This is a genomic window from Crocosphaera watsonii WH 8501 (assembly GCF_000167195.1).
In the GTDB taxonomy this organism is placed as follows: Bacteria; Cyanobacteriota; Cyanobacteriia; order Cyanobacteriales; family Microcystaceae; genus Crocosphaera; species Crocosphaera watsonii.
Map to the genome: position 1 here is coordinate 1 of NZ_AADV02000103.1, position 14,272 is coordinate 14,272.

11 protein-coding genes, 1 tRNA gene and 2 pseudogenes are annotated in these 14,272 nt (G+C 36.7%); 7 read left to right on the forward strand and 7 right to left on the reverse strand.

The window, feature by feature from the left end:
- Positions 1-56 precede the first annotated feature (56 nt).
- Positions 57-629: pseudogene (locus CWATDRAFT_RS23165) on the reverse strand (transposase); the annotation flags it as partial.
- 318 nt (positions 630-947) lie between these two features.
- Between CWATDRAFT_RS23165 and CWATDRAFT_RS23170 the strand changes: the two are divergent.
- From CWATDRAFT_RS23170 to CWATDRAFT_RS23200, 7 genes and pseudogenes are all read left to right on the forward strand, one after another.
- Complete coding sequence (locus tag CWATDRAFT_RS23170; RefSeq protein ID WP_042712238.1) at positions 948-1,283, forward strand: hypothetical protein; 336 nt, start codon at positions 948-950, stop codon at positions 1,281-1,283.
- A 138-nt stretch (positions 1,284-1,421) separates the two neighbouring features.
- Positions 1,422-4,061, forward strand: coding sequence for an efflux RND transporter permease subunit (locus tag CWATDRAFT_RS23175; protein ID WP_007307292.1), 2,640 nt, complete (start codon positions 1,422-1,424; stop codon positions 4,059-4,061).
- Between the two features lie 43 nt (positions 4,062-4,104).
- Positions 4,105-4,590, forward strand: coding sequence for a 2-amino-4-hydroxy-6-hydroxymethyldihydropteridine diphosphokinase (gene folK / locus CWATDRAFT_RS23180; RefSeq protein WP_007307293.1), 486 nt, complete (start codon positions 4,105-4,107; stop codon positions 4,588-4,590).
- 4 nt (positions 4,591-4,594) lie between these two features.
- Complete coding sequence (locus CWATDRAFT_RS23185; RefSeq protein WP_007307294.1) at positions 4,595-5,161, forward strand: NUDIX hydrolase; 567 nt, start codon at positions 4,595-4,597, stop codon at positions 5,159-5,161.
- Between the two features lie 927 nt (positions 5,162-6,088).
- The gene (locus CWATDRAFT_RS23190) at positions 6,089-6,811 is read left to right on the forward strand and encodes a serine/threonine-protein kinase (RefSeq protein ID WP_007307295.1); all 723 of its coding nucleotides are present in this window, start codon (positions 6,089-6,091) and stop codon (positions 6,809-6,811) included.
- Between the two features lie 42 nt (positions 6,812-6,853).
- Complete coding sequence (locus CWATDRAFT_RS23195; RefSeq protein WP_007307296.1) at positions 6,854-7,435, forward strand: helix-turn-helix domain-containing protein; 582 nt, start codon at positions 6,854-6,856, stop codon at positions 7,433-7,435.
- A gap of 64 nt (positions 7,436-7,499) precedes the next feature.
- Positions 7,500-8,141: pseudogene (locus CWATDRAFT_RS23200) on the forward strand (transposase).
- 557 nt (positions 8,142-8,698) lie between these two features.
- Here the strand turns inward: CWATDRAFT_RS23200 and CWATDRAFT_RS23205 are convergent.
- From CWATDRAFT_RS23205 to CWATDRAFT_RS23235, 6 genes are all read right to left on the reverse strand, one after another.
- On the reverse strand, positions 8,699-9,340 hold the full coding sequence (locus tag CWATDRAFT_RS23205; protein ID WP_007303468.1) for a transposase: 642 nt from the start codon (positions 9,338-9,340) through the stop codon (positions 8,699-8,701).
- 64 nt (positions 9,341-9,404) lie between these two features.
- Positions 9,405-9,986, reverse strand: coding sequence for a helix-turn-helix domain-containing protein (locus CWATDRAFT_RS23210; RefSeq protein WP_007303150.1), 582 nt, complete (start codon positions 9,984-9,986; stop codon positions 9,405-9,407).
- Between the two features lie 883 nt (positions 9,987-10,869).
- Positions 10,870-10,940 (reverse strand) — tRNA-Cys (locus CWATDRAFT_RS23220).
- 87 nt (positions 10,941-11,027) lie between these two features.
- On the reverse strand, positions 11,028-12,554 hold the full coding sequence (locus CWATDRAFT_RS23225) for an IS5-like element ISCwa2 family transposase (protein WP_007307298.1): 1,527 nt from the start codon (positions 12,552-12,554) through the stop codon (positions 11,028-11,030).
- Between the two features lie 259 nt (positions 12,555-12,813).
- The gene (locus tag CWATDRAFT_RS23230; RefSeq protein WP_007307297.1) at positions 12,814-13,419 is read right to left on the reverse strand and encodes a tetratricopeptide repeat protein; all 606 of its coding nucleotides are present in this window, start codon (positions 13,417-13,419) and stop codon (positions 12,814-12,816) included.
- A 106-nt stretch (positions 13,420-13,525) separates the two neighbouring features.
- Positions 13,526-13,783 carry a type II toxin-antitoxin system RelE family toxin gene (locus CWATDRAFT_RS23235; protein WP_042712236.1) on the reverse strand — a complete coding sequence of 86 codons (258 nt, stop codon included), beginning with the start codon at positions 13,781-13,783 and terminating at the stop codon, positions 13,526-13,528.
- Positions 13,784-14,272 lie beyond the last annotated feature (489 nt).

Sequence of the window (14,272 nt, forward strand, 5' to 3'; positions counted from 1 at the left end):
GACGGCAGTGCAGCTGCACGCTGGCTGACACTCTAGAGGATCCCTACAGATGATCGTATTATTCTTTCTGTCTCAATTCTGGCTTGATTTAATATGCCTAAATCCGTTGGGTATTTGATGTCTGCTGGCGCACAAGTCGCATCTAAAATTAGTTTACCTTTATTTTTTATTTTTTCTCCTTTTTCTTGGAGACAATCCTTTTTTTTTACTTCTTTATCACTCTTGTCTATTTCTCTTTTTACTATTTTTTTATTGATTTTGTTTATCAATTCTCCATCAATTCTTTTCCTAAAATGAACTAGCATTGAAGATTCCAGTGGTGGCTCTTGTTGATAACAATTTAAACCTATAAAGTATTGTAGATAGGGATTTTCTCTAATCTGTTCTATAGTTTCTCTATCACTTGTTCCTAATTTTTCCTTAATAATTAATGTCCCTAATGCCATTCTAAATAGTTTGGCTGGCGCACCTTTTTCTGCTGAAAAAAGTTTAGCATATTCTTCCTCAAAATCATCCCAAGGTATCAACTCTGCCATGATTACCCAACGATTATTGGGGGACAATTTGCCCTCGAAAGGTAATTCAAATTTTTCTGGGGGCGGTAAAGGTTGCTCCTCTTTTCGATACATTTGTTCTTGACCAACAACTGGGAGGTGCTTCTACCAATTATAGCGGTTTGTAGCCGACAAAGCTGATCTTTTTTGCGATCGCGAATATGGGTGTAACCCTTTAATTAGGGTTTTGCTTTTATTCAGCAAACCCTAAATTAAGACAAAACCTAAATTTTTCTGAAGAAGCGTAACAGTTATCCTACGGAGCAAAGTCAGTTGTGCAGTTAGAAAAACTGACATAAGCACTCTTACCATCCCCTCAAGGGTGAGTGTAGACTAAAAATGGAGGTGAGGCGTGTCGAAAATAAAATTCTTTACATTACGCCTAAATATCCTATGAATAAGACTTACAAACTATTGGTCGGGACAATATTATTGTTGGGATTAAACACTGTATCCCTAGCTCAAAAGGCCGATGCAGCAAGCCCCTTTACACAATTTTATAATAATAATTGTGTCCCTGAAGCGACAAAAATTGGGTTAACTGAAGCAGAAGCAATCCAAATCTGTAACTGTACAGTTACAAACTTAAAACAGAAATACTCTACTGAAGCGTTTGCCACCCTTTACGCTCAATATAGAAACGGGGATAATACAGCCAGAAGAACCCTAACCCGTTATGGAGAAACCTGTTCTCAGGGCGTTCTCGATGATATTCTCTGGCAGGAATAAACCCAAAAATGATGATCTTCTGAATCAATAATTAGGGAAATTTCGTCATCCATCCCCGTAAGCTGAAGACTTTTTTAAGATTAGTTTTCAGCTAACCTTGTTATAACCGTAGGATAGGTGTGAGTAGGGCAAACGTTTATGAAACCATCTTGGCGAGAACAGTTGAATATATCCCGTGTGGCCATCAAGTACGCACGAGTGACTGTTTTTATAGCGATCGCAGTGGCAGTGGCGGGGATATTTGCTTTTAGTTCCCTCAAATATGCTTTATTTCCGGAAATTCCCTTTCCGGTGGTCATTGTTCAGGGATCTGCCCCTTTAGAAACCACTCTAGAGACGGAGAAACAGTTAACCAACCCCCTAGAAACCTCTTTGCGATCGCTGGAAAATGCGGAACTGTTTTCCTCGACTTATCCTGGGCAAACTATCATCAATGTAGCCTTTGCCGGGGGTTTAAACCTAGATCAATCTACCACTACCGTCAAAAACTACCTCAAGCAAGCAAGTTTACCCCCTGAGGCTACCATAGAAGTCACACCGTTTAACCTCAATGAGTCGGTAGCGGTAACCTATGCTATTTCCAGTGAGACGCAACCAGTAGACCTTTTAGCCTCTATTACTCAAGAACAAATTATACCCTCTCTCGAAGCAGTTCGAGGGGTGAGACGGGTTGATTTATTGGGAGATAGTTCCTTAAGAGATACAGATAATAATAGTTCAGCAGTCAATCCTCCGACATTAACTCGCTTAAATCAAGAGGATATTTTAGCGGTTCAAGTAATCAAAAAAGCTGAGGGGAATACCTTAGATGTGGCTGCTGCTGTAGAAGAACAAATAGCCAATTTAAGAGAAAATTTACCAAATATTCGTTTAGTTATAGCAGAAACCCAAGCAGATTATATAGAGGAAGCAAGTCAAGCGACTTTAGAAGCTTTATTAGGGGCTATTGTTCTGGCGATTTTAGTTATTTTTCCTTTTTTGGGGAATATTCAAGCTACTTTAATCACGGCCTTAGCTATTCCCATGTCCTTGTTAGGAACTTTTATTGTCATGGCAGTGGCAGGGTTTAATTTAGAAACCATTACCTTATTGGGGTTAGCTTTAGTAATTGGTATTATTGTAGATGATGCCATTGTAGATGTTGAAAACATTTCCCGTCATATTGATGAAGGAATGAGTCCCAAACAAGCAGCTATTAAGGGAACAGATGAAATTGGCTTAACTGTGTCTGCTTCAACTTTAACTTTAGCCACTGTATTTCTTCCTATTGCTTTGATTGGGGGTAACTTAGGACAATTTTTTAAACCTTTTGGTATGACTGTGTCCGCTGCGGTTTTGATCTCTTTATTAGTGGCAAGAACTTTATCCCCTGTTCTAGCTATGTATTGGATTAAACCGAGAAGAAGAAAGTCCGAAAATAAACAAAAATTATTTATTTTAGTTCCCATCTATAGAAGTATATTAAATTGGTCTTTATATCATCGTAAAGCAGTTATGACTATCGCTTTACTGAGTTTTGTTGTGGGTTTAGGGTTAATTCCTTTTATTCCTCAAGGGTTTGTTCCTAAGTTAGATAGGGGGGAATTTAATGTTATTTATACTTTGCCTAATCCCAAAGTTCCTAATCGTTTAAAAGTTCCTCAAACAAGTGATAGTGACAATAATAATCCTTCTTTGTTTCAAGGATTCATGGACTCTCCTGAACGCTTTTTATTAGGTAGAAATTATCGAGTTGGGAGTAAATTAGAAGGGTTAATTTTAGAAGATACAAATAATGTTGAGTCAGCTTATACTATTGCTGGTTATCAAGGCAACCCTCTTAAGGGCAGAATCTATGTTCAACTCAAGGATAATCGAAGTTTAACCACTAGCCAAGTTCAAGAAAAAATTAGAGAAAAGTTACCAAAGCTGAAAGGAGGAAGTATTAGTGTAGAGGATATTCTTTTTATTGAAACCGGGGATGATAGTCCTTTTAAAATTGCTCTACTCAGTAACAGTTTCGATAGTTTAACTAAAACAGCTAATCTCTTGAAAAATCGCTTAGAGAGTATTCCAGGATTAGTGGATATTAAACTATCTGCTGGTAAAAAAAATGCACCTATTGAGCATTTTGAACAACAAAGAGTAATCTACTTAACAGCTAATTTATCGGAAGGAATTGGCTTAGGAGATGTTACCAAGGAAGTTGTTGAAATTGCCCAAGAAATGTTACCTAATGATGTTACTTTTGATATTCAAGGCGCATCGGCACAAGTGCAAAGTATTTTTAAAGAATTTGCTATTGCTTTATTCTTTGCTATCCTGTCTATGATGGTAATTTTATATCTAACTTTTGGTCGCTTTTTAGAGTCTTTTGTGGTACTTTTATCTTTACCTTTGTCTATTGTTGGGGCGATGTTTGCTCTCTTAATTACTCAAAGCGATTTTGGCATGATCTCTTTAATTGGGTTAATATTTTTGTTAGGATTACTTGACAAAAATGCAATTCTCTTGATGGATTATACCAACCAATTAAGAGAACAGGGAATGAGTCGTCATCATGCTATACTCAAGACGGGAGAAATTAGGTTACGCCCGATTATTATGACCACTGCATCCACTATTTTAGGGATGCTTCCTATTGCCGTTGGTTTGGGTGCCGGTGCAGAATTAAGACAACCCATGGCCGTTGCTATTATTGGTGGTTTGATTACATCTTCTGTGTTGAGTTTAATTGTGGTTCCTGTACTTTATACTTTATTAGAAGATGCTGGGGAAAAACTTTTTTTTCAAAAATGAAACGAGTTGATAATTAATTAGGGTTGAGGTTGTATCATTAATAATGAGCAAAAAATGTGCGATCGCATTAGGGAGTAATCTAGGGGACTCGTTAAACATTTTAGAGACAACAATCACCTTGTTATCTCAACATCCTTATCTTGAATTAATAGGCCATTCCCCTTGGTATAAAACTACTCCTATCGGGCCACTCCAACCAAATTATTTGAATGGTTGTGCTATCTTAGAAACCAGTTTAACCCCCGAAGACTTATTACAAACTTTACTGAGTATAGAACAAAAATTTGGGCGTATTCGTCGGGAAAAATGGGGGCCGAGAACACTAGATTTAGATTTATTGTTGTATGGTGATTTAATCTTAGATACTCCTAATTTAACCATACCTCATCCTCTGATGTTAGATCGAGCATTTGTATTGGTTCCTTTAGCTGACATTGCAGCAACTTGGGTTCATCCTATGACAAAAAAAATGATCCAAGAACACCTTAAGGGGTTAAACTGTGAAGGTGTTCAACCATTAATTAGTTAAGTTTATGTCAACAGAAAAAGAATTACCGACTTATATAGAACAACAGCTTTTTTATCGAGGCAGAAAATTTAATTTTGATGTTAATAAATTACGTTTACCCAATGGGGTTGAGGGAAACTGGGAATGTATTCGTCATCCTGGAGGTGCTTTGGCAGTTCCTATTACTCAAGACGGTAAATTAGTATTAGTTAAGCAGTATCGTTTTGCTGTAGAACAAAGAATTTTAGAATTTCCTGCCGGAACTTTAGAAGTTAACGAAGAACCAGCAATTACTATTAAAAGAGAAATACAAGAAGAGACAGGTTATGAGGCAAAGAAATGGCATTATTTAGGAGAGTTTCCTTTAGCACCTGGTTATTCTGATGAATATATTTATGCGTTTTTAGCACAGGAATTAGAGAAATTAGAACACCCTCCTCAACAAGATGATGATGAAGATATTGAGGTTATTTTGATGAGTTTTGAGGAATTTGAACAAGGTATTATATCAGGAGAAATTATAGATGGTAAGACTATTGCTAGTTTTTTCATTGCTAAATTATTTTTAGAAAAAAATCGTAATGTGAGTTAGGAGTTAGGAGTTCGGAGTTAGGAGTTCGGAGAGAATGAGGGTTTTAAATTTATGATTTGAGTCAGGTTTCTCGAATTTTCTTGATACCGAACTCAGGTTAGTAAGTAGAATAGGCAACAATTTTCGGGAACTAATTGATGATTGATCTAAACTATAATTATCTGAGAAGGTGGGCAATAATTTTGGGTAAATCATTAATTTATTTAACTGATTTCTTTCACCTACCCTGAAGGGGTAAAAGAAGTAAGGACAAGAAACAGTCCCAAAAATCAAAAATTTTGACAACTAATAACTAATATAGAAAGGAAAGCGATCGCTCTTATTATTGCGTCGGGTTTTAACAGTATTAAACCCAGACATTTTTTGCTCAAAACTCTAGTGCTAGATATGTTTGTACTCAACAAATGGTGGATGGTACTCAATACTGTGTTTTACCCAAACATATTTTGCCAAAAACCCTAGTGCTAGATATATTTGTACTCAAAAAAGAGGAGTTTTGGCAGTAAGGTGATTTCTGATAAAGGAGATCCCTTGCGATCCCCCCACTACCCCCCTTAAAAAGAGGGGAATAATTGGAAAAGAAGGTATATTTAAGAGTCGAAATCACCTAAGGGAAACTGGATGTAAAAAATGCTTGCTTTTTATTGACTTGACATGGTATTATAAGGATGATGGAAAAAGTGTGCGCCTGACACCTACCCTGAAGGGGTCAAAGAAGTAAGGAAAAGAAACAGCCCCAAAAATCAAAAATTATGATCCCGTAGGGGTTTAACACTGTTAAACCCATAAACATATTTGGGTTAAACCCATGAACATATTTGGGTGAACCATCGATACTATTAACAGAAGGCGATCGCTGATAAAAACGGTTATCATGTTCATGAAAATGATTGATGATGGGTTTAATGGTATTAAACCCCTACGGTTATGACTATTTGTTGCTTAAACCCTGATTGTACGAAACCAGAAAACGCTGATGGGACAAAGTTTTGTATTACTTGTGGGACTCCTCTTACTATTCTGCGCAACCATTATCGTCCCCTGAGTTTGTTATCGGATGAGGGTGGGTTTGGAAGAACTTATCTAGCGGAAGACTTAGATAGACTCAATGAAAAATGTGTTATTAAACAACTATGTCCCCAGAAACAGGGAACGGCAGTTTTTGGCAAAGTAAAAGATTTATTTGACGATGAAGCGAAACAACTGCAACAACTGGGGGAACATCCTCAAATATCCCAGTTATTGGCTTATTTTGAAGAAGATGGTTACTTATATTTGGTGCAGCAATATGTTGAAGGGAAAACCATCGATAGGTTACATAACCTTTGTTGGAGTGAAACAGAAGTTAGGGAGTTTTTGAACAATATTTTGCCTGTTTTTGAGTTTATACACGGTAAGAAAGTTATTCACCGCGACATTAAACCAAACAATATTATGCGACGGGATGATAATGGACAGTATATATTGATTGATTTTGGCGCATCAAAAGACTTTGCTGCAACAGTAGCAACGAGAGGAACAAAAATAGGGACTCAAGGTTATGCTGCTCATGAACAAATGTTGTCAGGGGAAGCATTTAACTCCAGTGACTTGTTTAGTTTGGGTGCAACTTGTTTCTTTTTACTGACTAGTGCAGCTTGGCGAAAGTAATCCACCAGATTTTTACAGAAACTTTCGTGACTAGCCACGACAATGTGTTTCAATGAAACTAACGGAAGAATCTCGAAGTTGATGTCCATGATAAAAGCATTGCCAATTAACCTCTCCAACCTACAGAAAACAGTACTCCAACAAATAGTGAGAGGGACAACAAACCCCTATCGCCTTGTTAGACGAGCCAAGCTAATCTTAGCCGCAGCATCAGGAGAGAGCAATAGTTCGATTAGTCGAAGATTAGAATTAGACCTAGTACAAGTGCGTCAGTGGCGATCGCGATGGTTTGAGGAGAGAGAAAAACTGAGTGCCGCCGAAGAACAACAGGTAACGGAGAAAGCATTAATGGTCTTGATCAAAGGAATTTTAAGCGATCGCCCAAGACCTGGAACAACAAAATCCTTTACGGTCGAACAAGTAGTCCAGATTGTAGCGATCGCTTGTGAAGAATGTGAAAAATCAGACAGACCAGTGAGCCATTGGACAGCTTCAGAGTTGGCGGATGAAGCCATAAAAAGAGGAATTGTCGAAAAGATTGCCCCCCGTAGTGTGGGGCGTTTTTTAAAAAGAAGCGACATTACAACCACATCTCGTTCGTTACTGGTTAAATGCCAAAATTGATGATCCCTTAAAATTTAAAAAGCAAGTCAAATATATCTGTGAACTTCATCAAGAAGCTAAAACTTTGTTAGAACAAGGAATTCATTTAATTAGTACAGATGAAATGACAGGGATTCAAGCTCTTGAGAGATTATTTCCGAACAAAAGAATCAAGCCTAAACAAGTAGAAAAAATCGAATTTGAATATGAAAGACACGGAACTTTAAGCTTGATTGCGAACTGGGATGTGGCAAGAGGAAAAGTTGTTAGTCCCTCTATTGGACCGACAAGAACAGAACAAGATTTTTCTGAACATATCCAGAGAACGATTAAGATTGATGAAAAAGCAGAATGGATTTTTATTGTAGATCAACTCAACACTCATAAATCGGAAAGCTTAGTCAAATTAGTAGCAGAAAGCTGTGGAATTACTATTGATTTGGGGAGAAAAGGAAAGGAGGGGATTTTGCAATCTATGGACAGCAGAGCAGATTTTTTATCAGATGAATCTCATCGAATTCGCTTTGTTTATATTCCCAAACATACATCGTGGCTTAATCAAATTGAGTGTTGGTTTTAGATCTTAGTCAGGCGTTTACTCAAAAGAATTACTGTCCGTTCAACTGAAGAACTATCCCAAAAAATTCTCAATTTTATTGATTACTTTAATCAACATTTTGCTAAGCCGTTCGTTTGGAAATTTAAGGGCTTTAAAGATCACAAGTAACTGGTGGATTATTTTTGCCAAGCTGCACTAGGGAATTCCGGTATGATCACTCAAGACGGTGACTCTCTCATAACCAACACAAAGGATTATCTAGTCAATGTTACACAAGTACCTGAACATACATCTTGGATAGGATTAGTGCTTTTTGGTTTCGGGGCCTATTTAAAGAGAAAGATTGGTAAAAATTTTTTTAATTAGAAAAAACAACCCACACTGATTTTGATAAGTTTCAGTGTGGGTTATGATTAATAAAAGAAGTAACTATGGCTGTTATCTTTAAAACATTTTGTGGGGCTTGAGAAAAATTAATCCAGCAATAATTAATAAGGCAGTGGTTAAACTATTTTCAGGGACATCTTGTGGTGACTCTTCTTATATTCAAACTGTCGGAAATGTGCTTTTTGGGCAAAGTTAAGATCGTAGCTCATCGTATTATGATCGGTTAAAGAGAAACTTTCTAAGGAGTTAAACTTCTCTAACGTATTGTCGACCACCATGCCATCATCCCAAGTGAAGGCAATACTACCTAGTGTAGCTTAGCAAAAATAATCCACCAGTCACTTATGATCTTTAAAGCCCTTAAATTTCCAAACGAACGGCTTAGCAAAATGTTGATTAAAGTAATCAATAAAATTGAGAATTTTTTGGGATAGTTCTTCAGTTGAACGGACAGTAATTCTTTTGAGTAAACGCCTGACTAAGATCGAAAACCAACACTCAATTTGATTAAGCCACGATGTATGTTTGGGAATATAAACAAAGCGAATTCGATGAGATTCATCTGATAAAAAATCTGCTCTGCTGTCCATAGATTGCAAAATCCCCTCCTTTCCTTTTCTCCCCAAATCAATAGTAATTCCACAGCTTTCTGCTACTAATTTGACTAAGCTTTCCGATTTATGAGTGTTGAGTTTATCTACAATAAAAATCCATTCTGCTTTTTCATCAATCTTAATCGTTCTCTGGATATGTTCAGAAAAATCTTGTTCTGTTCTTGTCGGTCCAATAGAGGGACTAACAACTTTTCCTCTTGCCACATCCCAGTTCGCAATCAAGCTTAAAGTTCCGTGTCTTTCATATTCAAATTCGATTTTTTCTACTTGTTTAGGCTTGATTCTTTTGTTCGGAAATAATCTCTCAAGAGCTTGAATCCCTGTCATTTCATCTGTACTAATTAAATGAATTCCTTGTTCTAACAAAGTTTTAGCTTCTTGATGAAGTTCACAGATATATTTGACTTGCTTTTTAAATTTTAAGGGATCATCAATTTTGGCATTTAACCAGTAACGAACGAGATGTGGTTGTAATGTCGCTTCTTTTTAAAAAACGCCCCACACTACGGGGGGAAATCTTTTCGACAATTCCTCTTTTTATGGCTTCATCCGCCAACTCTGAAGGTGTCCAATGGCTCACTGGTCTGTCTGATTTTTCACATTCTTCACAAGCGATCGCTACAATCTGGACTACTTGTTCGACCGTAAAGGATTTTGTTGTTCCAGGTCTTGGGCGATCGCTTAAAATTCCTTTGATCAAGACCATTAATGCTTTCTCCGTTACCTGTTGTTCTTCGGCGGCACTCAGTTTTTCTCTCTCCTCAAACCATCGCGATCGCCACTGACGCACTTGTACTCGGTCTAATTCTAATCTTCGACTAATCGAACTATTGCTCTCTCCTGATGCTGCGGCTAAGATTAGCTTGGCTCGTCTAACAAGGCGATAGGGGTTTGTTGTCCCTCTCACTATTTGTTGGAGTACTGTTTTCTGTAGGTTGGAGAGGTTAATTGGCAATGCTTTTATCATGGACATCAACTTCGAGATTCTTCCGTTAGTTTCATTGAAACACATTGTCGTGGCTAGTCACGAAAGTTTCTGTAAAAATCTGGTGGATTACTTTCGCCAAGCTGCACTAGTACATCACCTTCAGAATTGACTATGTTACGGTTGAGTGACCCAGCTTGAACGGGGCTAATGGGGGCTAGACTTAAAATAGTACCTACACCTATACCTAGTCCTAGTATTCCTAGAGAAGCTTGTTTAATGTTCATATTTTGCTCTTGTTAAATAATTAATTTTAGGTTTATACCTCCACAATATTCCTAAAATTTCCTTTTCTGAGTGTTTGAGATCACTATTAATATATGATTTTGATCATCGACTATTTATAATAAATATGTTAAATATATAGGCTAAACCATTCTTTACTTTTTAGACTTTATTTTCAGTATATATTCTAATATCAATAGGTTACAAAAGTCAATATTACGTAATTTTACTGTTGAATTGAATGTATTGCTTTTCCCCTAGACTATTATCTTTATGGAGACTTTTGTGATATAAATACATTGCCATAACCGATTATGATTCTCAGAAATTTTTAAAATGTTTTTGTGATTTAGAATATATTTGCAGATGAAACTAAACCTTGACTCATGAGAGTAGGATATATTTTAAGAGAAAGGTTAAGTAGCAATTTGTATGATAAAAAAATAACCTACACTGACTGTGATTTGTTTCAGTGTAGGTTAATAGTATATACTCTGAGATCAACAGTAATAATAAACAGTAATAAAAGTCAAGATTAACTAATTCTACCCTGTCTATAGCAATTAGGAATGAATCATTCCTGATTTCTATATGATCAAGAATTTATGCTAATGTCGGGCAGAACACCCTATCAGTTCCTGCCTCCTTTTGACAAGTTATTTTTGTTATCATCTTCAAAGACTTAAGGCGGCACCCAGATTCGAACTGGGGATAAGGATTTTGCAGACCCCTGCCTTACCACTTGGCTATGCCGCCATTTTAGACACTACTCCCATTATAACAAAGATGATTCAACTAAGACAAGGGCTAAATTAGGGTTTGCTGAAAAAGTTTCTCCAAAATTTATGCCACTTTTGACCAAGAATTTTCTGACAAATCAATAAGTTTTAGTACATAAAAATTGTTTAAAGTATAATCAAAATTAATGAAAGGCGGTTCGATGAGTTCCCCTGTTCTATTATTAGTAAATAAGGACAAAAAAAGCGACAAAAACTGCCTCAGAAGTTTAGAAAGATTGACAACTAAAAATATAATAGCAATAGATGTAATGGAGGTTTCAGGGAGTTTTGTCATCACGAGATTTAGGCTAAATCTTCGTTTAGCTTGTCCAAACTTTCCCTCAATAGCATTACGGAAGCATTCATCGGAGTGGGCTTGTTTCTTTTCTTCTTCACTGACATTTTTCAGAGGTCTTCCTAACTTCGGACCACTGATTCTTATCCCTCTTTCCTTACACCAATTTCTGTTTTCCCTAGTTCGATAAATTTTATCTACATGGACGGATTCGGGATAATAGCCAAACGTTTCTTTATACTTTTCTACTTGTTCTTTTAAATGACAAGATTCATTGAAGTTTTCCCAACTTATTTTTTCTAGAAACACATAGTTATCTACACAGCTTACTGAGAGTTTAGCTCCAAACTCTATTGGTTTTCCTGCTTTTCCCCTCACTATTGGACGAATATGCCGTTGAGTTAAACTTACAATTCTTTGAGGAACACTCTGGGTCTTATTCTCCCACATTGACTGTTGTTGTTCATAAACTTTTTTGATAGTCTCTAGACAATTTTTCTGTCTTTTACTCAGATTTTCCAGGGAAGCCCCAGCTTGAATTAAGTCTTCTATATTTCCTAAATTTTTCTTAAGGTATTTTAACTGTTTCCCGATAGCTTTTCTTCTTTCTTGATAAGATACTTTTCGTTTTTTAGCTACTTTTAAGTATTCCTTTCTAGCAATTTTTCTAGAAGTTCTCGGCTTTTTTCTCAATTTTACTCTTAATGGTTTATAAAGATTATCTATTATTCTTTCTGTCTCAATTCTGGCTTGATTTAATATGCCTAAATCCGTTGGGTATTTGATGTCTGCTGGCGCACAAGTCGCATCTAAAATTAGTTTACCTTTATTTTTTATTTTTTCTCCTTTTTCTTGGAGACAATCCTTTTTTTTTACTTCTTTATCACTCTTGTCTATTTCTCTTTTTACTATTTTTTTATTGATTTTGTTTATCAATTCTCCATCAATTCTTTTCCTAAAATGAACTAGCATTGAAGATTCCAGTGGTGGCTCTTGTTGATAACAATTTAAATCTATAAAGTATTGTAGATAGGGATTTTCTCTAATCTGTTCTATAGTTTCTCTATCACTTGTTCCTAATTTTTCCTTAATAATTAATGTCCCTAATGCCATTCTAAATAGTTTGGCTGGCGCACCTTTTTCTGCTGAAAAAAGTTTAGCATATTCTTCCTCAAAATCATCCCAAGGTATCAACTCTGCCATGATTACCCAACGATTATTGGGGGACAATTTGCCCTCGAAAGGTAATTCAAATTTTTCTGGGGGCGGTAAAGGTTGCTCCTCTTTTCGATACATTTGTTCTTGACCAACAACTGGGAGGTGTTTCTACCAATTATAGCGGTTTGTAGCCGACAAAGCTGATCTTTTTTGCGATCGCGAATATGGGTGTAACCTTTTAAAGAATAGGGTTTTGCTTTTATTCAGCAAACCCTAGGGTTTGGGCTTCTTCTTCTTGCCCTTGTTCTCTCAATAACATTGCTTTAGCTAATAGAGGCCGAAAATCCTTTTCATCTCCTTTAATAGCTTGATCATAAATAACTAAAGCCTTATCGTATTATTCTTGTTCACCGTAAATTTCCTCTAAGAGTAATTGTAAAGAGGTTAAATTAAAAACACTTTTATCTGCTGACTCATTAGACTGTTGTGCGAGCGCTTGATTTAAGGTTTTTTGGACTAAGTTAATAGCATCTTGAGAACGATTTTGTTCTAGGTAAACATCCACCATTCCTTTTAAAGCTCGCATATCTCCAGGGTTAGCGACTATAATTTGTTGATAGGTATTTAGGGCTTCTGGATAATTTTTTAATTGTTGTTGAGATTGGGCTAGTAAAATACTGTAATCTGGTTGTTTGGGGTTAAGTTGGGCTAAGCGTTGTAAGGGAGCGATCGCAGCTTCTAAGTCCCCTTGAGTCAGTCTGTTTTCCAGGAGTCCTAAGAGGGCGTTTTCGTTGTCTGGTTCCCTTTCTAAGACCAATTGATAGCCCAAAGCTTCGTTTTCTAATCTTGTGGTTTCAGGGGTAACTAAAGAAGCTTGCTCTCCTTGACTAGCCTGAACAATACTACTAATAAGAGGTAGAATAGAAAAGGAAATTAGAGATAAGAGTATCAATACGAAGGCAGCATAAATCCAGCGACGATTCTTTGTTTTAGAGCTTTTCATAAATCGGGGTGCAATATTGAAAGTGTTTAGGGAATTAACTTTCCAGAATACACTAATGCGATGAACTATAGAACTGAAAATTTTGATATTCAGCAACTAATTACAGCTAACTCAAAAGACTCTCATATTCATCGTGATCACCAATCCAAATCCAGTAATAATCGTTTCCTTTTCTCAACGCTAATGCTCGATAATTACCACTGATACGGACAGACCAAAGATTCTTACCAACTTTTTTAAAATGTAAAGAGGGATGAGTTGGATTTTCCTGCCAGAGTTTATATGCTTTTCGTGCTTGTTCCTGCATCTCAGACGACAGTTTAGCGTATGCTTTCCAAAATTCAGCCGTTGCCAAGGATTTCATCGAGATCCCTCACCTTGTTTGTGGCAATATCCGCTTCTGCTTGNGCGATGAGACGGTCTAATTTTCCCGATGCCNAGTCTGTTTCAAAGTGCCTATCCCATCTCTCATTGAGATATTCTTGTAGCCATTTTGCTAAATTGCGAGCTTCATTTTCTGGTAATTGTTTAATAGCGGAATCAATTTCTAACCGACTCGTCATAAGATGTTTCCCTGATTTAATTTTAGCGACCTTATAGGTATTAGTTTGGTTATTGATCAAATAGATCCTTTAAGTCGCCAGGGATTTGATCAGGATGCCTCAATCTTGAACCCTCCTCCAAACAATTTTTGAAACAATACCAGGTTTCTTTCGTTGGCCTTCCCTAAGTTCTTCCCTGCTTGAAACTGAAGGGGCTTGGTTGCAAAACGGGGCCGCCCTTTTTTCTCTAAATTGAAACGGGTTTACCCCCGTTTGGAAAAGAGGACGCCCCTCGAAAAACCCTTATTTTA